Origin of the sequence: Reyranella sp. (assembly GCF_965249915.1) — a bacterium.
Classification (GTDB): domain Bacteria; phylum Pseudomonadota; class Alphaproteobacteria; order Reyranellales; family Reyranellaceae; genus Reyranella.
Genome location: NZ_OZ252257.1, coordinates 2,010,677 through 2,029,718, shown reverse-complemented (window position 1 = coordinate 2,029,718; position 19,042 = coordinate 2,010,677). Strand labels below are relative to the sequence as shown.

Here is a 19,042-nt window from a genome sequence, read left to right as displayed (position 1 = left end):
CTCCAACAAAAGAAGGGCCCGCGACAGCGGGCCCTTCCATGATCCGAAAGATCGGAGACGATCAGATCGAGTAGTACATCTTGTACTCGATCGGGGCCGGCTGGTGTTCCCAGTTGTAGACCTCTTCCCACTTGAGCTCCATGTAGGCGTCGATCTGGTCGTCGGTGAACACGCCGCCCTGGGTGAGGAACGAGCGGTCTGCGTCGAGGGCGTTGAGGGCCTCGCGCAGCGAGCCGGCGACGGTCGGAACCTTGGAGAGCTCTTCCGGCGGCAGGTCGTACAGGTTCTTGTCCATCGGGTCGCCCGGATGGATCTTGTTCTTGATGCCGTCGAGGCCGGCCATCAGCATCGCCGCGAAGGCGAGGTACGGGTTGGCCGACGGATCGGGGAAGCGGACCTCGACGCGCTTGCCCTTGGGCGAGGACGCGTAGGGGATGCGGCACGAGGCCGAGCGGTTGCGCGAGGAGTAGGCCAGCAGCACCGGCGCCTCGAAGCCCGGGATGACGCGCTTGTAGGAGTTGGTGCTGGCGTTGGTGAAGGCGTTCAGCGCCTTGGCGTGCTTGATGATGCCGCCGATGTAATAGAGCGCCGTCTCCGACAGGTCGGCATAGCCCGAACCGGCGAACAGCGGCTTGCCGTCCTTCCAGATCGACTGGTGGGTGTGCATGCCCGAGCCGTTGTCGCCATAGAGCGGCTTCGGCATGAAGGTCAGCGACTTGCCGTAGCTGTGGGCGACGTTATGCAGCGAGTACTTGTACTTCTGCACGTTGTCGGCGGTCTTCACGAGCGTGTCGAACTTGAAGCCGAGTTCGTTCTGCGCCGGAGCCACCTCGTGGTGGTGGATTTCCATGACCAGGCCCATGTCGGTACAGACCGACATCATCTCGGCGCGCAGGTCGTTGTGCGTGTCGACCGGCTGGACGGGGAAGTAGCCGCCCTTGACGCCGGGACGATGGGCGAGGTTGCCGCCCTCGACCGCGATGCCGGTGTTCCACGGCGATTCGTTGGAGGAGATGCTGTAGAAGCTGCCCTGCATCTGCACGTCGTAGCGCACGTCGTCGAACACGAAGAATTCGAGCTCGGGACCGAACACGGCGGTGTCGCCGATGCCGGACGACTTCATGAAGGCTTCGGCGCGCTTGGCGGTCGAGCGCGGGCAGCGGGCATAGAGCTGGCCGGTCGAGGGCTCGACGACGTCGCAGTTGATGATCAGCGTGGTCTGCGCGGTGAAGGGATCGAGCACGGCGGAGGCGGGATCCGGCATCAGGATCATGTCGGACTCGTTGATCGCCTTCCAGCCGGCGATCGAGGAGCCGTCGAACATCACGCCGTCCTCGAAGGTGCCTTCGTCGGTGGCGGACGCCATGCGGGCCGTGTGCTGCCACTTGCCGCGAGGATCGGTGAAGCGGAAGTCAACGAACTTGACGTCCTTTTCCTTGATCAGCGCGAGAACCTGTTTGGCATCCATAGTCGATCGTCCCTCTACTTGTGGTTTACTTCTTCAGCCCCCGAAAGGCCGGGTCCTCATACGGCGGCGTCACCACGCTCACCAGTACGAATTCGAATCGCGTCGTCGATGCTCGACACGAAGATCTTGCCGTCGCCGATGCGACCGGTATGCGCGGAGGCGCGGATCGCCTCGACCGCCTTTTCCACCATCTCGTCCTCGATGATGAGTTCGAGCTTCACTTTCGGCAGGAAGTCGACGACGTACTCTGCGCCACGATAAAGCTCGGTATGGCCTTTCTGCCGGCCGAAGCCCTTGGCCTCGAGAACCGTGATGCCTTTCAGGCCGATCTGGTTGAGGGCGTCCTTTACCTCGTCCAGCTTGAAGGGCTTGATGATCGCTTCGATCTTCTTCATTTGGCTTGAGACACTCCGCACGCAGGCACCGGGCCCTCCGATCAGAAGAGCCCGTATGAGGATAGGGAAGCACACTTCATGCCATAATTTTCCACAGGACTCTGCGGGAAATCCGGCTTCAGTCTGTCTGTTTTGAGGGCGGAATGATCAAAATACAATCAAAATACAGAGTAAAAATTAGACACCGAGAGACGTTCGCATGAAATCCGCAAACTCCACGATGGCCGGGCTCGGCACGACAGTCTTCGAGGTCATGTCGGCGCTCGCTCGGCAGCACCAATCCGTAAATCTCGGGCAGGGCTTTCCCGACGACAAGGGGCCGGACGAGGTGAGGGCGGCGGCAGCGGACTATCTGCTGAACGGTCACAACCAATATCCCCCGATGATGGGGATTCCGGAGCTGCGCCAGGCCGTCGCCGAGCACGCCAGGCGCTTCCAGGGTCTCGACATCGACTGGCAGAGCGAGGTGCTCGTCACCTCCGGCGCGACCGAAGCGCTGGCCGACTGCCTGTTCGGCCTGATCGAGCCGGGCGACGAAGTCGTGCTGATCGAGCCTCTCTACGATTCCTATCTGCCCATCGTGCGGCGGGCGGGGGGCGTGCCGAAACTGGTGCGGCTCGAGCCGCCGACCTGGCGTCTCCCCAGGGAAGAGCTGGCGGCGGCATTTGGCCCGAAAACCAAGCTCATTCTGTTCAACACGCCGATGAACCCCTGCTCGAAGGTCTTCGACCGGGACGAACTGGCCTTCATCGCCGAGCTTTGCCTCAAGCACGATGTCTACGCCGTCTGCGACGAAGTCTATGAGCACATCATTTTCGACGATCTCCGGCACGTCTCGCTGATGACCTTGCCCGGGATGCGGGACCGCACGGTCCGCATCGGCTCCGCCGGCAAGAGTTTCAGCCTGACCGGATGGAAGGTGGGCTACATCACCGCGGCGCCCGAACTGATGAAGGCGATCGCGAGGACCCACCAGTTCATGACGTTCACGACGCCGCCCAACCTGCAATGGGGGGCCGCAACGGGATTGCGTCTGGACGATCGCTACTTTTCGTCACTTGCCGCCGACATGCAGCGCAAGCGCGACCGCCTCGCCGGTGCGCTGGCGACGATCGGCTTCGACGTGCTGCCGTCGCACGGGACGTATTTCGTCACGACGGACTTCAGACCGCTCGGATTCAACGGTACCGACGAGGCGTTCTGCCGCCACATCACCGTCGAGGCCGGCGTGACGGCCGTCCCGGTCAGCGCATTCTACCAGTCCGAAGCGGCACCCCAACATTTCGCGCGATTCTGCTTCTGCAAGCATGATAGTACGCTGGACAGCGCCGTGGATCGCCTGGCGAGACATTTTCGGCGCTAATCTCCTAGTATTTGCAGTAAACGGACATTAGGATGCAATTGTCGCCCGATTCTGGGAAGGACCACCCGCGTGGTGGAGGTTCGCGTTGAGAGTGCTTTTGATTTGCTCCTTGAGCCGCATCGTCGCGGCCTGGAACTCGGCGGCGAGTTCGCTCTCGGAATGAGCTGGATCGACCCTTCCTCGCGCCTCCCGGCTGCCTCGAAGAACATCAGGGTAGATGGGCGTCGACTTCGCAGCGAGCGAACGAAGCAGCTCATCGTCGAAGCCTACCTGGCCATCATTCGGGAAAACCCGCAGACTCCGCTGCCGACGGCGGCCGAGATCGCGGCTCGTGCCGGTTATTCGGTTCGCTCCATCTTCGAGCGTTTCCCGGACCTCCATACGTTGCGCGTGGCGGCGGCGGACTACGCGCTCGCGCATGCCGCAGCGCTGGCGCCGGCACGCGACGTCGACGGCGACCGGGCGACGCGAATCAAGTCTCATGTCGAGACCCGGGCAGGGACCTGCGAACGCGGGGTTTCCTTGTGGCGGTCGCTGGTGTTCAACATCGACGAGAACGATGAACTGAAGATCCGCATCAAGGTGGCGCGCGATCGCACGATCGAACGCATGGAACTGATGTATCGGCCGGAACTGTCGGTACTCCCGGCGACCGAGCGGCGAGCTGTCCTGATTGCCCTCGAGGCGATCACCGACATCGAGAGTTGGGCGCGGCTTCGCGATGTTCATGGCCTGTCGTTCGCCGAAGGGTGCGCGGTGTGGATTTCGGCGGTCGACCGGATTCTGCCGCCGCCGCCGGCGGATGCGCCGGTTCCATGAGCCCGCCCCCCACCAAGCTCGACGGCCGCCGCCTGCGCAGCGAGCGGACCAAGCAGCTGATCATCGAGGCCTACCTCGCGCTCGCTCAGGAGCTGTCGCCGCGTGTACCGACGGCCGCCGAGATTGCGGGAAAGGCTGGCTATTCGGTGCGGTCGATCTTCGAGCGCTTCCCCGATATCCGCGCCCTCCAGGTCGCGGCCGTCGACTACTGCTTTGCGCAGATCGCCGCGCTGGCGCCGCCGCGAGGTGCCGACGGTGACCGCGGGAGCAGGATCGAGGCGTACGTCCGCACGCGCGGCCAGACCTGTGAACGGTGGGCACGGTTGTGGCGGTCCCTGGTCGTCAACCAGGGGGACTCGCCGGAGTTGGGGGCACGCATCCGCTTGGCGCGCGAACTCGTAAGAGATCGCATGGAACTGATGTTCGCGCCGGAGTTCGCCATGATGCAGCCAGAGGAACGACTTCGGACGCTGATCTTGCTTGAGGCGCTGGTCGACGTGGAAAGCTGGGAACGCATGCGTGAGTTCTTCAGCCTGTCCTTCGACGACGCCTGCCACGTGTGGATGCAGACGATCGATCGGCTACTGCCCAAGAGTTCCAGCGAGGCTGCGTGACCGCCGCGGGTGGAGGGGAGCCCACGCCGCTGGACAAGCCCGAACCCATGGATGGCCGCCGGCTGCGCAGTGCGCGGACACGGCAGTTGATCATCGACGCCTACCTGGCACTGCTTCGTGAACGGCCGCAAATTCCAACAGCCGCTTCGATCGCCCATCGCGCCGGCTACTCGGTAAGATCCGTCTTCGAACGCTTTCCGGACCTCCACGCGCTGCGCGTCGCTGCAACCGACGAGGCGCTGCTGAGGGGGGCCGCGACGGTGGCAGCCCGCCCGGCGGTCGGGACGCGCGGCGAGCGGCTGAAGGTCCATGTCGAAATGCGTGGTCGCAGCTGCGAGGAATGGTTGCCCCTCTGGCGGGCCCTCAACGCGAATCAGGGCGATTCGCCGGAACTGAAGGCGCGTGTGCGGCTGATCCGCGAGATGGTGATGCGCCGCATCGACGAGGTCTATGCGCCGGAACTTTCCACGCTGGATGCGCGCGCGCGGCGCCAGACGGTCCTGGCCATCGAGTCGCTTGTGGATTTCGAGAGCTGGGCGCGCCTGCGCGGGCAGTTCGAACTGTCGTTCGAAGAGGCTTGCGCCGTCTGGCTGCGGGCACTGGATCGACTGTTGCCTGCAACCCCTGCTGATTGTTGACGCTCCGGCCGCCGAAGCGTAGGAAGGCGCGCTTCCTCGGGAGCGATCCGCGATGGCGGCCGTAGCTCAGTTGGTTAGAGCGCCAGATTGTGATTCTGGATGTCGCCGGTTCAAATCCGGTCGGCCGCCCCAATCGCCCCCGTAGAATGCCCCAGATGCCCGACATGCAAGATCTCATTCCCAGCGACGCTCTCGCGCTCCTTGGCTGTGCGCAAATGGCGAGAGCAGACGCCTTTGCCATCGCCGCCGGCGTTTCGGGCCCGACTCTGATGGAGGCCGCCGGAAGGGCGGTGGCCTTCGCGGCGATGGAACGCCATCCGCGCCGGGACGTCCTCGTTCTGTGCGGGCCGGGCAACAATGGCGGCGACGGCTTCGTCGCCGCCCGGCACCTGCAATCGGCGGGCTGGCCGGTACGTGTCGTGCTCTTCGGACGTGTCGAGGCGCTCAAAGGCGATGCGGCGTGGGCTGCCGGGACGTGGACGGGGCCCATCGAGCGCTGGTCGCCGGCGCTGGCCGACGGCACGCCGCTGGTGATCGACGCGATCTTCGGCGCCGGCTTGAGCCGCCGCGTCGATGGCGAGATTGCCGCCGCCATCGATCTCGTGAACGAGCGGAAGCTTGCGGTCGTCGCGGTCGACGTGCCGAGCGGTCTCCACGGCGACACCGGCGAAATCCTGGGCCGGGCCTTTCAGGCGGAAACCACCGTTTCTTTTTTTCGCGCCAAGCCCGGTCACTATTCCGTGGAGGGTCTGCGGCGCTGCGGCCGCCTCCGCATCGTCGATATCGGTATTCCGGCGGCCGCGCTGGCGTCGATCGGACCCCGGGCCTGGCTGAATGCGCCGGCCCTGTGGGCGCATCTGTTGTGCCGGGACGACATTGCCGACCACAAGTATGCGCGCGGGCATCTCACCATCCTCGCTGGGCCTCATGCTACGGGCGCGGCGCGCCTGGCGGCGCTGGCCGGCCGCCGTGTCGGGGCCGGACTGGTGACGATCGCGGGATTTCGGTCGACCATGGCGGCGTATCAGGCGGCCGAGCCCGGCAATCTCGTGGCCGAGGCCGACGACGGTCCGATGTTCGCCCACCTGCTGCAAGACGAGCGGCGCAATGCCGTCCTGATCGGTCCGGGATCGGGTGTGCTCGATCGAACGAAGGACGCGGTTCTCGCGGCCCTGGACGCGCGGCGTCACGTGGTCCTGGATGCCGATGCCATCACCGTCTTCTCCTCCGATCCCGAACGTCTCTTCGGGCGCATCGCAGGACCCACATTGCTCACGCCGCATGAGGGAGAGTTCCGGCGGCTCTTCCCCGACCTGGCCGCGACGCAAGGCAAGCTGGAGCGGGTGAGGCGGGCGGCGGCGCGAAGCGGGGCGACCGTCCTGCTGAAGGGACCGGACACGGTGATCGCCGAACCGGACGGCCGCGCGGTCATCAACGTCCATGCCTCGCCGGCTCTTGCCACGGCCGGGTCGGGCGACGTTCTGGCCGGATTGAGCGGCGGCCTGCTGGCCCAGGGCCTCACGCCGTTCGCGGCAGCCTCGGCCGCGGCATGGCTGCATGGCGAGTGTGCGCTGCAATTCGGTCGTCACGGGCTGATCGCGGAGGATTTGCCCGCTCTTTTGCCTCACGTACTTCGGTCGCTGTCGTCCTTCAATTGACCGCTCATCGGGGTCGGGCTAAGAGGCGCGCGATTCGGCCTTCGCGGCACGCCCCGATGGCTCAGGATGTGTTTTGGGCAGGCTTCGGGCGGGCGTGGTGGAATTGGTAGACACGCGAGATTTAGGTTCTCGTGCCGCAAGGCGTGGGGGTTCAAGTCCCTCCGCCCGCACCAGGAAATGGAAGTGAGACAATGCAAGTTACGGAACTCTCGGCTGAAGGCCTGAAGCACCAGTTCAAGATCGTCGTCCCCGCGAGCGACCTGTCGGCGAAGATCGACGAGCGCCTGGCCGAAATGGCGAAGACTGCGGCCCTGCCGGGCTTCCGTCCCGGCAAGGTGCCGGTCAGCCTGCTGAAGAAGCAGTATGGCCAGGCGTTGTTCGGCGAAGCCGTCGAGGCCGCCGTCAATACCAGCACGGCGAAGGCGATCGAGGATCGTGGCCTGAAGCCCGCGCTGCAGCCGCGCGTCGACCTGAAGCAGCTCGAAGAGGGCAAGGACGTCGAATTCGAAGTCGTCGTCGAAGTGCTGCCGGAGATCGGCAAGCTCGACTTCTCGGGCATCGAACTCGAGCGGCTCAAGGCCGAAGTTCCCGAGAAGGACATCGACGAGGCGCTCGATCGCATCGCCAAGGCCAATCGTGAACAGAAGCCCGTGGATCCGCCGCGTCCGGCGCAGAAGGGCGACGCGATCAAGCTCGACTTCGTGGGCTCGGTCGACGGTGTCGAGTTCCCCGGCGGTGCGGCCAGCGACTACACGCTGGAACTGGGCTCGGGCTCGTTCATCCCCGGCTTCGAAGATCAGCTGGTGGGTGCCGAGGTCGGCAAGACGGTCGACGTCAAGGTGACCTTCCCGGCCGAATACGGTGCGCCCGAACTGGCCGGCAAGGACGCCGTGTTCAAGTGCACGATCAAGGAGATCCACGAGTTCGTCGACAAGCCGGCGGACGACGAGCTGGCGAAGAAGAGCAACTTCGAGAACCTCGAAGCCATGCGCAAGGCGATCGGCGAGCGGATCGGGCAGGACTACAACCAGATCTCGCGCACCATGATCAAGCGCCAGCTCCTCGACAAGCTCGCGGAAACCCACAAGTTCGAGGTGCCGGAAGGTCTCGTCGAAGGCGAGTTCAACGCGATCTGGCAGCGCATCGAGGAAGCCAAGAATAAGGGCGAGAAGCTCGAGGACGACGAGGAGAAGATGCGCAAGGAGTACCGCGAGATCGCGGATCGCCGCGTGCGTCTCGGCCTCTTGCTGGCCGACATCGGTCGCTCCAACAGCATCGACGTGACGCCCGAGGAACTCAACCAGGCGGTGATGCGCGAGGCCATGCGCTACCAGGGCCAGGAGCGCCAGGTCCTCGAGTTCTTCAGCAAGAACGCCGAGGCGAAGGACCAGCTCCGCGCGCCGATCTTCGAGGAGAAGACGGTCGATTTCATCCTGGAGCTGGCCAAGGTTTCGGAGAAGTCGGTTACCCCCGAGGAACTGCTCAAGGCCGCCCGCGAGGCGGAGAACGAGGAGCCTGCGGAAGCGGCGGCGAATTGATCCAGGGCCGGTGCCCTTGAACAGGGCCACCGGCGCTGCCACTTTCCGTAGCACTGTCACTCAAGGGGGCCACGCGATGATTCGCGACCGCGATCCGCTGGAAGTTCACAACAACTACTACGTGCCGATGGTGGTCGAGCAATCGGCGCGCGGCGAACGCGGCTACGACATCTGGTCGAGACTGCTGAAGGAACGGATCATCTTCCTGAACGGTCCGGTCGAGGACCATGTGGCGGGCGTGCTGTGCGCCCAGCTGCTGTACCTCGAAGCCGAGAACCCGACGAAGGACATCTCGTTCTACATCAACTCGCCCGGTGGCGTGGTGACGTCCGGCATGGCGATCTACGACACCATGCGGTACATCCGCCCGCACATCTCGACCCTGGTCTATGGCCAGGCGGCGTCGATGGGCTCGCTGCTGCTGACCGCGGGCGAGAAGGGCAAGCGCTTCGCCCTGCCGAATGCCCGGATCATGATCCACCAGCCCTCGGGCGGCGCCCAGGGCCAGGCCACGGATATCGAGATCCATGCCCGGGAGATCCTTGCGACCCGGTCGCGGCTTAACCAAATGTACGTGGAACATACCGGCAAGCCGCTCGAGGTGATCGAGCAGGCCATGGAGCGCGACAAGTTCTTCGCGCCCCTGGAAGCCAAGGAGTTCGGCCTTATCGACGACGTGCTCGAGAAGCGGCCGACCCCCACGACCATCCAGGCGGCTGCCTCCTAAAGGGGCAGCAGCGACCAATTGTTTCCCGTTCGCACGGCGACACACCATATTTTGATGTTGTCGCCGTCCGGGCGGCACGTTTAACATAGGCTTGTGTGCGGGCCCGCAGGTCGTAGGGCCCCCCAAGCGGAGGTGCGTTACAGACATGCCAGCCGCCAAGTCCGGGGGTGATTCCCGCAACACCCTGTATTGCAGCTTCTGCGGCAAGAGCCAGCATGAAGTCCGCAAGCTCATTGCCGGTCCGACCGTGTTCATCTGCGATGAATGCGTCGAACTCTGCATGGACATCATCAGGGAAGAGAGCAAGACGACTCTCGTCAAGTCGAAGGATGGCGTGCCGTCTCCCAAGGAGATCCGGCAGATCCTCGACGACTATGTCATCGGACAGGACCGCGCCAAGCGCATCCTTTCCGTCGCCGTGCATAATCATTACAAGCGGTTGAGCCACGGCGGCAAGGCGAACGAAGTCGAGATCGCCAAGTCCAACATCATGCTGATCGGTCCGACCGGGTGCGGCAAGACGCTGCTCGCCCAGACCCTGGCGCGCATGCTGGACGTGCCGTTCACGATGGCCGATGCCACGACGCTCACCGAGGCCGGCTATGTCGGCGAGGACGTCGAGAACATCATCCTGAAGCTGCTGCAGGCCGCCGACTACAACGTCGAGCGGGCGCAGCGCGGCATCGTCTATATCGACGAGGTCGACAAGATCAGCCGCAAGTCCGACAACCCCTCGATCACCCGCGACGTGTCGGGCGAGGGCGTCCAGCAGGCTCTGCTGAAGATCATGGAGGGCACCGTGGCCTCCGTGCCGCCGCAGGGCGGGCGCAAGCACCCGCAGCAGGAGTTCCTTCAGGTCGATACGACCAACATCCTGTTCATCTGCGGTGGCGCGTTCTCGGGACTCGACAAGCTCATCGCCATGCGGCGCCAGGGCACGTCGATCGGCTTCGGCGCGGAAGTCCGGGGCCCCGAAGATCGCCGGACGGGCGAGATCCTGCGGGATCTGGAGCCCGAAGATCTGCTGCGCTACGGCCTGATCCCCGAGTTCGTCGGCCGCCTGCCGGTCGTGGCGACGCTCGAGGACCTGGATGAGGTCGCGCTGATCGAGATTCTGACCCGGCCCAAGAACGCGCTGATCAAGCAGTATCAGCGTCTGTTCGACATGGAGAACGTCAAACTCAAATTCTCCGACGATGCCCTGCGTGCGGTGGCCCAGAAGGCGATCATGCGCAAGACCGGTGCCCGCGGGCTTCGGTCCATCATGGAGACGGTCCTGCTCGACACCATGTACGACCTCCCGTCGCTCGACGGGGTCGAGGAAGTGGTGATCAACCGGGAAGTGATCGAGGGTCGCGCCCAGCCGCTCTATGTGCATGGCGAGCGCAAAGAAGGCGCGGCGGCTGCTCCGGCCTGAGTTTTGCTGCGTCGGCGGTAACCGTCGCCGGCGGTCTCCCCGACGGGGCTTGAACAACCCTCTGTTCAGGCCAATCTCTGATAGCGAGTGCGCGCGTTCGCGTGCCGTGGATTGCCCCGAGAGGGATCCACGGCCGAGGCACGGGTAGCTCTAACAGCGTACGTTGCGAGGCATCATGAACGCCCCCATTCAAGGAACCGTCTATCCCGTCCTGCCGCTGCGCGACATCGTCGTGTTTCCCGGCATGATCGTCCCGCTCTTCGTCGGTCGTGAGAAGAGCGTAAAGGCCCTGGAAGAGGTCATGAAGGACGACAAGCAGATTCTGCTGATCGCCCAGAAGAATGCCAGCCAGGACGATCCCGGGCCGGAGGACATCTACACGATCGGTACGCTCGGCACCGTGCTGCAGCTGCTTAAGCTGCCCGACGACACTGTCAAGGTGCTGGTCGAAGGCGGCCGCCGCGTGAAGATCACCGGCTATAACGATCGCCCCGACTTCTTCGAAGCGCGCGCCATCGACATGGAAGAATCCGCCGGCGACAGCGCGGAACTGCAGGCGGCTGCCCGCACCGTGGTCTCGGAGTTCGAGAACTACGTCAAGCTGAACAAGAAGGTCCCGCCGGAAGTCGTCGTCTCGATCAACAAGATCGAGGAGCCGGCTAAGCTCGCCGACACGATCTCCGCCCATCTGGCGCTCAAGGTCGCCGAGAAGCAGCAGCTGCTCGAGCTCGATTCGGTGTCGAAGCGCCTGGAGCGGATCCTCGGCCTGATGGAGGGCGAGATCGGCGTCCTGCAGGTCGAGAAGAAGATCCGCAATCGCGTGAAGCGTCAGATGGAGAAGACGCAGCGCGAGTACTATCTCAACGAGCAGATGAAGGCGATCCAGAAGGAGCTTGGCGAGACCGAGGACGGTCGCGACGAGGTCTCCGAGCTGGAGAAGCGCATCAAGAAGACCCGCCTCAGCAAGGAGGCGAGGGAGAAGGCCAACGCCGAAGTGAAGAAGCTTCGGACGATGAGCCCGATGTCGGCCGAGGCGACGGTGGTGCGCAACTACCTCGACTGGCTGCTGTCGATCCCGTGGCGCAAGTCGACCAAGATCATCAAGGACCTGAAGTACGCCGAGGAGATTCTCAACGCCGATCATCACGGCCTCGAGAAAGTGAAGGAGCGCATCCTCGAATATCTCGCGGTCCAGCAGCGCGTCGACAAGATGAAGGGCCCGATCCTGTGCCTCGTCGGTCCTCCCGGCGTCGGCAAGACCTCGCTCGGCAAGTCGATCGCCAAGGCCACGGGCCGCAATTTCGTTCGCATGTCGCTGGGCGGCGTGCGCGACGAGGCGGAGATTCGCGGCCATCGCCGGACCTACATCGGCTCGCTGCCGGGCAAGGTCATCCAGAGCATGAAGAAGGCGAAGTCCTCGAATCCGCTGTTCCTGCTCGATGAGATCGACAAGCTCGGCGCCGATTTCCGCGGCGATCCGTCGTCGGCTCTGCTCGAGGTGCTCGACCCCGAGCAGAACACCTCGTTCAACGACCACTATCTCGAAGTCGACTACGACCTGTCTGACGTGATGTTCATCACGACGGCCAACTCGTTGCGCATGGCGCAGCCGCTGCTGGACCGTATGGAGATCATCCGGCTCGCCGGTTACACCGAGGACGAGAAGGTCGCGATCACGCGCAAGCACCTGATCCCCAAGCAGATCGAAGCGAACGGTCTCAAGGAGAGCGAGATCGAGATCCACGACGACGCGGTGCGCGACCTCGTGCGCTACTACACGCGCGAGGCGGGCGTCCGTAACCTGGAGCGCGAGATCGCCAACCTGGCCCGCAAGGCCACCAAGGAAATCCTCATGAAGGGGACGACCAAGGTGAAGATCGGCCCCAAGAACCTCGAGAAGTATGCCGGCGTCCGGCGCTTCCGCTTCGGCGAGGCCGAGCTCGAGGATCTGGTCGGCATCACGACGGGCCTGGCCTGGACCGAGGTCGGCGGCGAGCTGCTGCAGATCGAGGCCGTGCTGGTTCCGGGACGGGGCCGCATGAGCGTGACGGGCAAGCTGGGTGACGTGATGCAGGAGTCGGTGCAGGCCGCCAACGCCTACGTCCGGTCGCGGGCCCACATGTTCGGCATCAAGTCGAACATCTTCGAGAAGCGCGACATCCACATCCACGTGCCAGAAGGCGCGACGCCGAAGGACGGACCGTCCGCCGGCGTGGGCATGGTCACCTCGATCGTGTCGGCGCTGACCGGCATCGCGGTGCGCAAGGAAGTGGCGATGACCGGCGAGATCAGCCTGCGTGGGCGGGTCATGCCGATCGGCGGCCTCAAGGAGAAGCTGCTGGCGGCGTTGCGGGGCGGTCTGAAGACCGTGCTCATTCCCAAGGAGAATGAGCGCGATCTGCCGGAGATCCCCGACAACGTGAAGAAGGGCCTGGAGATCGTGCCGGTGTCGACCGTGGACGAGGTCCTGGCCCGGGCGCTGGTGAAGCCGCTGGTCGCCATCGAGTGGGTGAACGATCTCGATGCGGTGCCCGCCAAGCCGGCCGAGCCGACCGAGGCCGCCCGGGCGCACTGACGCCTCTCTCAGGAACGGAATGCGAAGCCCCGGTTGATCCGGGGCTTCGTCGTTTCTGCCCAAATCATGCGATCCGTTTCGGCGCGGCTACAAAATATGGTATAGTTGGTCTGAGACTTGAGTTGCCGGACCATGGAGAGGCTCGCCCGTGAACAAGCACGATCTGATTGCCGCCGTTGCCGCGTCGACCAACCTTTCCAAGACGGATGCCGCAAACGCCATCGATGCGATGCTCACGGTGATCACCAAGTCGCTCAAGAAGAAGGAAAAGGTCCTTCTGGTCGGGTTCGGAACGTTCCAGGTGACGAAGCGGCAGGCGGGCGAGGGGCGTAATCCCCAGACCGGCGAGAAGATCAAGATTCCCGCGGCCATCGTGCCGCGCTTCAAGGCCAGCAAGGCTCTGAAAGACGCGATCAACTAGGCTTTTCCCTGGCGGCTGTGCTAGGACCGGCGGCGGGCGATTAGCTCAGCGGTAGAGCATTCCCTTTACACGGGACTGGTCGGCGGTTCGATCCCGTCATCGCCCACCAACTTTCACGGCCGATCGGCGGCGTGACGCGATCGAGGCGCGCCTCGGGCCACTGCCTGCTTTGGCCAAACCCTCCTAGAGGGGGCCAGACTTCCGGCGCGAGACGAGAGCCAGGCCCGCAAGCGATTCGGGCGGATCAGCCCAGGCCGCTTCAGGCGGTCGGCTTTAGCCAGCGCAGGGTGTGCCTGGTTGGAATCAGATGGTTTCCAGCGGTGATCCTGGAGGCCTTTGTCCCCAGCCGATCCAGCGCCCCGATGCCGCATCGGGAGGTGGGAGCCTCCCGACCTTGCCGGCAGGTTTGCTCGTGTACTCAACCGGGAGAGGGGCAGGAGAGCAGGGCGACGCGCCTGAAAGTGAGGCTGGCCGGCGTTTTTTCTTTGCCTGGACTGCTGCGATTCGGGTGAGGTCCGTGTGCCGAAATCGATGCGAGCGACTCGCAAAATCCGTCGTGTGATCGCAATTCTGCGCGGCGTCATACGCCACGCGGAAATTCTCTGAAAATTCCGGCACTTACCGACGACTTAGCAGCTGCGGTATGCTTGACACACCATAGGCCGTCCTATATTTCTCCGCGCGCCGTTTGGGGCTGAAAGCGGGCGTAGTTCAGTTGGTTAGAATGCCGGCCTGTCACGCCGGAGGTCGCGGGTTCGAGTCCCGTCGCTCGCGCCAGCCCAAACACTGGCAGCCCATAACAATTGGGCGCAAGGGGTGGCGATGGAAGCTCTTCTGCGGGAATACCTGCCAATCCTGATCTTCCTGGGACTAGCCTTCGGGCTGGTCTGCGCCATGCTCGGCGGATCGTATCTGATCGCCCGCCAGAATCCGAACTCGGAGAAGCTGTCGCCGTTCGAATGCGGGTTCGCCCCGTTCGACGATGCGCGCGGCCAGTTCGACGTTCGCTTCTATCTCGTCGCGATTCTTTTCATCATCTTCGATCTCGAGGTCGCGTTCCTGTTTCCATGGGCCGTGGCGCTGGGCGACATCGGCCTCTTCGGGTTCTGGTCGATGATGCTCTTCCTCGGCGTGCTGACGGTCGGCTTCATCTACGAATGGCGCAAGGGAGCCCTGGAATGGGAGTGATCACTCCGGCCAAGCCCAACACGGCGGCCGAAGCGGCGCTGTCGCGGGCGCTGAACGACGAGCTGGCCGACAAGGGTTTCGTCGTCGCCCAGCTGGACAAACTGGTCACCTGGGCGCGCACCGGTTCGATGTGGGGCTTGACCTTCGGTCTGGCCTGCTGCGGCGTCGAGATGATCCACTGCTGGATGAGCCGCTACGATCTCGACCGATTCGGCTTCGCGCCGATGCCGAGCCCGCGCGCCGCGGACGTGATGATCGTGGCCGGCACGCTGACCAACAAGATGGCTCCGGCGCTGCGCAAGGTCTACGACCAGATGGCCGAGCCGCGCTACGTGATCTCGATGGGCTCGTGCGCCAACGGCGGCGGCTACTATCACTACAGCTATTCCGTCGTGCGCGGCTGCGATCGCATCGTGCCTGTCGACGTCTACGTGCCGGGTTGTCCGCCGACCGCCGAGGCGCTGCTCTACGGCGTGCTCCAGCTCCAGAAGAAGGTCCGTCGTACGGGCACGCTGGTGCGCTGATGAGCGAGGCTCTCAAGGAACTCGGTGCCCATATCGTCCAGGCTCAGGCGGGTGTGGTTTCGAAGGCTGAAGTTCGCCTCGGCGAGCTCATGCTCGAGACGACGCCGGACAAGGTGATCGCGCTTCTCACGTATCTGCGCGACGATCCGAAGTGCCTGTTCAAGCAGCTGATCGACATCTGCGGCGTCGACTGGCCGGAGCGCGAGAAGCGCTTCGATGTCGTCTACAATCTGCTCAGCCTGAAGAACAACCAGCGCATCCGCGTGAAGCTGATGACCGACGAGACATCGCCGGTACCGTCGGCCGCCTCCGTCTACAGCTCGGCCGGCTGGTTCGAGCGCGAAACCTACGATCTTTACGGCGTGTGGTTCTCGGATCATCCCGACCTCCGCCGTATCCTCACGGATTACGGATTCGAGGGGCATCCGCTGCGCAAGGATTTCCCGCTGACCGGCTTTGTCGAGCTGCGCTGGGACGATGTTCAGAAGCGCGTGGTCTACGAACCCGTGAAGCTCGCCCAGGAATTCCGGCGCTTCGACTTCCTGAGCCCCTGGGAGGGCGCGCCCCAGATTCTGCCGGGCGACGAGAAGGCCCAGGAAGCGGCCGCGGCGCCGGCGAAGGCGAACTGACATGTCCGACGTCGAAATCAAGACACTGACCATGAACTTCGGGCCGCAGCATCCGGCGGCCCACGGCGTGCTTCGCCTCGTCGTCGAGATGGACGGCGAGATCGTCGAGCGCTGCGATCCGCATATCGGCCTGCTGCATCGCGGCACCGAGAAGCTGATCGAGTACAAGAGCTACCTGCAGGCTGTGCCGTACTTCGACCGGCTCGACTATGTGTCGCCGATGAACCAGGAGCATGCCTACGCGCTCGCGGTGGAGAAGCTGCTGGGCATCGAGGCGCCGGAGCGCGGCCAGTACATCCGTGTCCTGTTCTCCGAGATCACGCGAATCCTCAACCATCTGCTGAACGTCACGACCTTCGCGATGGACGTCGGTGCGCTTACGCCGCCGCTCTGGGGCTTCGAGCAGCGCGAACTGCTGATGGAGTATTACGAGCAGGTGAGCGGCTCGCGCATGCACGCGGCCTATTTCCGGCCGGGCGGCGTCCACCAGGACCTGCCGGCGGGCATGCTCGATTCGATGGATGGCTGGATCAAGCAGTTCTATCCGTTCATGAAGGACGTCGAGAACCTGCTGAACGACAACCGCATCTTCCGCCAGCGTACCGTCGACATCGGCGTCGTGTCGGCCGAGCAGGCGCTCGACTGGGGCTTCTCGGGCCCGCTGATCCGCGCTTCGGGCCTGCCGTGGGATCTGCGCAAGTCGCAGCCCTACGACGTCTACGACCGCATGGATTTCGACATTCCGGTCGGCAAGACCGGCGACTGCTACGCGCGTTACCTCGTGCGCATCGAGGAAATGTACCAGAGCGTCCGCATCATGGAGCAGTGCATCGCCGCACTGCGCAAGGTCGGCGGCCCGGTACGCGTCGACGACCGCAAGATCTCGCCGCCGCGCCGCGGCGAGATGAAGGGATCGATGGAAGCGCTGATCCATCACTTCAAGCTCTACACCGAGGGCTACAAGGTGCCGGCCGGTGAGACCTATACGGCGGTCGAGGCGCCCAAGGGCGAGTTCGGCGTCTATCTCGTCTCGGACGGCACCAACAAGCCGTACCGCTGCAAGATCCGCGCTCCCGGGTTTCCGCACCTGCAGGCGCTCGACATGATGACCAAGGGACACCAGCTCGCCGACATGTCGGCGAACATCGGCTCGCTCGACATCGTGTTCGGCGAGATCGACCGCTAGGAGACGATGCGATGGCGATGATCACCGCCGACCCCAAGGACGTCCCGCAGGTCGCGCACTTTTCCTTCACGCCCGAATACATGGCGAAGGTCGAAGAGCAGATTGCCCACTATCCGCCGGGCCGCCAGGCGAGCGCCGTGATCGCGGTGCTGGACCTGGCGCAGCGCCAGCAGGGCTGGCTGCCGCGCGCGGCGATGAACGAGGTGGCGCGCCTCCTCGATATGGCGCCGATCCGCGTCTACGAGATCGCGACCTTCTATACGATGTTCCAGCTGCGCCCGAAGGGTAAGTACCTGCTGCAGGTCTGCACCACGACGCCGTGCTGGCTGCGCGGCTCGGACGCGGTGATGAAGGCCTGCCAGCATGCCGCCGACGGCGAGACGTTCAGCGTGCAGGAGGTCGAGTGCCTCGGCGGCTGCGTCAATGCGCCGGTCGTACAGATCAACGACGATTTCTACGAGGACCTCGACGAGGCCTCGATGAACAAGGTGCTCGACGCGTTCCGGCGCGGCGAGACGCCGAAGCCCGGACCGCAGGTGGACCGCCAGACGTCGGCGCCCGAGGGCGGACTGACAACGCTGAAGGGCGAATAGAACGATGCTCGGCGACAAGGACCGCATCTTCACCAATCTTTACGGCGTCCACGACTGGCGCCTGGCCGGCGCCCGCGCGCGCGGCGCCTGGGACAACACCAAGGCGCTGATCGAGAAGGGCCAGGACTGGATCATCGACGAGATGAAGAAGTCCGGGCTGCGCGGCCGCGGCGGCGCCGGCTTCCCGACCGGCATGAAGTGGTCCTTCATGCCCAAGGAAGTGAAGGACCGTCCGCACTATCTGGTCGTGAACGCCGACGAGTCGGAGCCGGGCACCTGCAAGGATCGCGACATCATGCGGCACGATCCGCACCTGCTGATCGAGGGCTGCCTGATCGCGGGCTTCGCGATGCGCGCCCATGCCGGCTACATTTATGTGCGCGGCGAGTTCTACAACGAAGCGCAGCATCTGATCGCCGCCATCAAGGAGGCCTATGATGCAGGCCTGCTCGGCAAGAACGCCTGCGGCTCCGGCTGGGATTTCGACCTCTACGTCCATCGCGGCGCCGGCGCCTATATCTGCGGCGAGGAGACCGCGCTGCTCGAGAGCCTCGAGGGCAAGAAGGGCATGCCGCGGCTGAAGCCGCCGTTCCCGGCGGGCGCCGGCCTGTATGGCTGCCCGACCACCGTGAACAACGTCGAGTCGATCGCCGTCGCCCCGACCATCCTGCGCCGCGGTGCGGCCTGGTTCGCGGGCATCGGCCGGCCCAACAACACCGGCACCAAGCTCTTCTGCATCTCCGGGCACGTGAACCGGCCGTGCAACGTGGAAGAGGAGATGGGCATTCCCCTCCGCGAGCTGATCGAGCGCCATTGCGGCGGCGTGCGCGGCGGCTGGGACAATCTCCTGGCGGTGATCCCGGGCGGCGCCTCGGTGCCGCTGCTGCCCAAGGCGATCTGCGATACGCAGCTGATGGACTTCGACTCGCTGCGCGACCAGCGCTCGGGCCTCGGGACCGCGGCCGTCATCGTCATGGACAAGTCGACCGACGTCGTGAAGGCGATCGCGCGGCTGAGCTACTTCTACAAGCACGAGAGCTGCGGCCAGTGCACGCCGTGCCGCGAGGGCACCGGCTGGATGTGGCGCGTGATGGAGCGGATGGTCACGGGCAACGCGCGGATCGAGGAGATCGACGCGCTCGAGGACGTCACCAAGCAGGTGGAAGGCCACACGATCTGCGCGCTGGGCGACGCGGCGGCGTGGCCGATCCAGGGCCTGATCCGGCATTTCCGGCCCGAAATGGAGCGCCGCATCCGCGCGCGCACCGAAAAACTGGCAGCCGAGTAGG

Annotated in this window: 18 protein-coding genes and 4 tRNA genes; 20 read left to right on the top strand and 2 right to left on the bottom strand. The window is 64.4% G+C overall.

The window, feature by feature from the left end; all coding sequences use genetic code 11:
* Window positions 1-61 precede the first annotated feature (61 nt).
* Together glnA and ACP15H_RS10160 are read right to left on the bottom strand one after the other, a co-directional pair.
* On the bottom strand, window positions 62-1,468 hold the full coding sequence (gene glnA / locus ACP15H_RS10165) for a type I glutamate--ammonia ligase (protein WP_425066067.1): 1,407 nt from the start codon (window positions 1,466-1,468) through the stop codon (window positions 62-64).
* A gap of 56 nt (window positions 1,469-1,524) precedes the next feature.
* Window positions 1,525-1,863, bottom strand: coding sequence for a P-II family nitrogen regulator (locus ACP15H_RS10160; protein ID WP_324504790.1), 339 nt, complete (start codon window positions 1,861-1,863; stop codon window positions 1,525-1,527).
* Window positions 1,864-2,062: 199 nt separating this feature from the next.
* Between ACP15H_RS10160 and ACP15H_RS10155 the strand changes: the two genes are divergently transcribed.
* The 20 genes from ACP15H_RS10155 (at window position 2,063) to nuoF (ending at window position 19,041) form a co-directional block, all read left to right on the top strand.
* Entirely contained in the window at window positions 2,063-3,226 is a 1,164-nt protein-coding gene (locus tag ACP15H_RS10155) for an aminotransferase (RefSeq protein ID WP_425066066.1), read from the top strand.
* Window positions 3,227-3,295: 69 nt separating this feature from the next.
* Window positions 3,296-4,045 carry a TetR/AcrR family transcriptional regulator gene (locus ACP15H_RS10150; protein ID WP_425066065.1) on the top strand — a complete coding sequence of 250 codons (750 nt, stop codon included), beginning with the start codon at window positions 3,296-3,298 and terminating at the stop codon, window positions 4,043-4,045.
* Entirely contained in the window at window positions 4,042-4,659 is a 618-nt protein-coding gene (locus tag ACP15H_RS10145; protein WP_425066064.1) for a TetR/AcrR family transcriptional regulator, read from the top strand. The genes ACP15H_RS10150 and ACP15H_RS10145 overlap by 4 nt, the downstream gene beginning before the upstream one ends.
* Complete coding sequence (locus ACP15H_RS10140; RefSeq protein ID WP_425066063.1) at window positions 4,656-5,297, top strand: TetR/AcrR family transcriptional regulator; 642 nt, start codon at window positions 4,656-4,658, stop codon at window positions 5,295-5,297. The genes ACP15H_RS10145 and ACP15H_RS10140 overlap by 4 nt, the downstream gene beginning before the upstream one ends.
* 55 nt (window positions 5,298-5,352) lie before the next feature.
* Window positions 5,353-5,429: transfer RNA gene (locus ACP15H_RS10135), tRNA-His, on the top strand.
* 23 nt (window positions 5,430-5,452) lie between these two features.
* Window positions 5,453-6,955 (top strand): NAD(P)H-hydrate dehydratase, encoded by a 1,503-nt coding sequence (locus ACP15H_RS10130; RefSeq protein ID WP_425066062.1) that lies wholly within the window; start codon window positions 5,453-5,455, stop codon window positions 6,953-6,955.
* Between the two features lie 88 nt (window positions 6,956-7,043).
* Window positions 7,044-7,128: transfer RNA gene (locus tag ACP15H_RS10125), tRNA-Leu, on the top strand.
* Between the two features lie 18 nt (window positions 7,129-7,146).
* On the top strand, window positions 7,147-8,493 hold the full coding sequence (tig, locus tag ACP15H_RS10120; protein WP_425066061.1) for a trigger factor: 1,347 nt from the start codon (window positions 7,147-7,149) through the stop codon (window positions 8,491-8,493).
* Between the two features lie 76 nt (window positions 8,494-8,569).
* Entirely contained in the window at window positions 8,570-9,220 is a 651-nt protein-coding gene (locus ACP15H_RS10115; RefSeq protein WP_425066060.1) for an ATP-dependent Clp protease proteolytic subunit, read from the top strand.
* A gap of 145 nt (window positions 9,221-9,365) precedes the next feature.
* Window positions 9,366-10,637 carry an ATP-dependent Clp protease ATP-binding subunit ClpX gene (gene clpX, locus ACP15H_RS10110; protein WP_425066059.1) on the top strand — a complete coding sequence of 424 codons (1,272 nt, stop codon included), beginning with the start codon at window positions 9,366-9,368 and terminating at the stop codon, window positions 10,635-10,637.
* Window positions 10,638-10,812: 175 nt separating this feature from the next.
* Complete coding sequence (gene lon, locus ACP15H_RS10105) at window positions 10,813-13,212, top strand: endopeptidase La (RefSeq protein WP_425066058.1); 2,400 nt, start codon at window positions 10,813-10,815, stop codon at window positions 13,210-13,212.
* Between the two features lie 148 nt (window positions 13,213-13,360).
* On the top strand, window positions 13,361-13,633 hold the full coding sequence (locus ACP15H_RS10100) for an HU family DNA-binding protein (protein WP_425066057.1): 273 nt from the start codon (window positions 13,361-13,363) through the stop codon (window positions 13,631-13,633).
* Between the two features lie 34 nt (window positions 13,634-13,667).
* Window positions 13,668-13,742: transfer RNA gene (locus ACP15H_RS10095), tRNA-Val, on the top strand.
* 591 nt (window positions 13,743-14,333) lie between these two features.
* Window positions 14,334-14,410 (top strand) — tRNA-Asp (locus ACP15H_RS10090).
* 45 nt (window positions 14,411-14,455) lie between these two features.
* Window positions 14,456-14,821: an NADH-quinone oxidoreductase subunit A gene (locus ACP15H_RS10085; protein WP_068198877.1), complete on the top strand. Its 366-nt coding sequence runs from the start codon at window positions 14,456-14,458 to the stop codon at window positions 14,819-14,821.
* Window positions 14,812-15,345, top strand: a complete 534-nt coding sequence (locus ACP15H_RS10080) for a NuoB/complex I 20 kDa subunit family protein (RefSeq protein ID WP_422036071.1) — start codon at window positions 14,812-14,814, stop codon at window positions 15,343-15,345. The genes ACP15H_RS10085 and ACP15H_RS10080 overlap by 10 nt, the downstream gene beginning before the upstream one ends.
* The gene (locus ACP15H_RS10075) at window positions 15,345-15,974 is read left to right on the top strand and encodes an NADH-quinone oxidoreductase subunit C (protein ID WP_425066056.1); all 630 of its coding nucleotides are present in this window, start codon (window positions 15,345-15,347) and stop codon (window positions 15,972-15,974) included. Before ACP15H_RS10080 ends, ACP15H_RS10075 begins: the two co-directional genes overlap by 1 nt.
* Before the next feature lies 1 nt (window position 15,975).
* Complete coding sequence (locus ACP15H_RS10070) at window positions 15,976-17,160, top strand: NADH-quinone oxidoreductase subunit D (protein WP_425066055.1); 1,185 nt, start codon at window positions 15,976-15,978, stop codon at window positions 17,158-17,160.
* 11 nt (window positions 17,161-17,171) lie between these two features.
* On the top strand, window positions 17,172-17,753 hold the full coding sequence (gene nuoE / locus ACP15H_RS10065; protein WP_425066054.1) for an NADH-quinone oxidoreductase subunit NuoE: 582 nt from the start codon (window positions 17,172-17,174) through the stop codon (window positions 17,751-17,753).
* Between the two features lie 4 nt (window positions 17,754-17,757).
* Entirely contained in the window at window positions 17,758-19,041 is a 1,284-nt protein-coding gene (gene nuoF / locus ACP15H_RS10060; RefSeq protein ID WP_425066053.1) for an NADH-quinone oxidoreductase subunit NuoF, read from the top strand.
* Window position 19,042 lies beyond the last annotated feature (1 nt).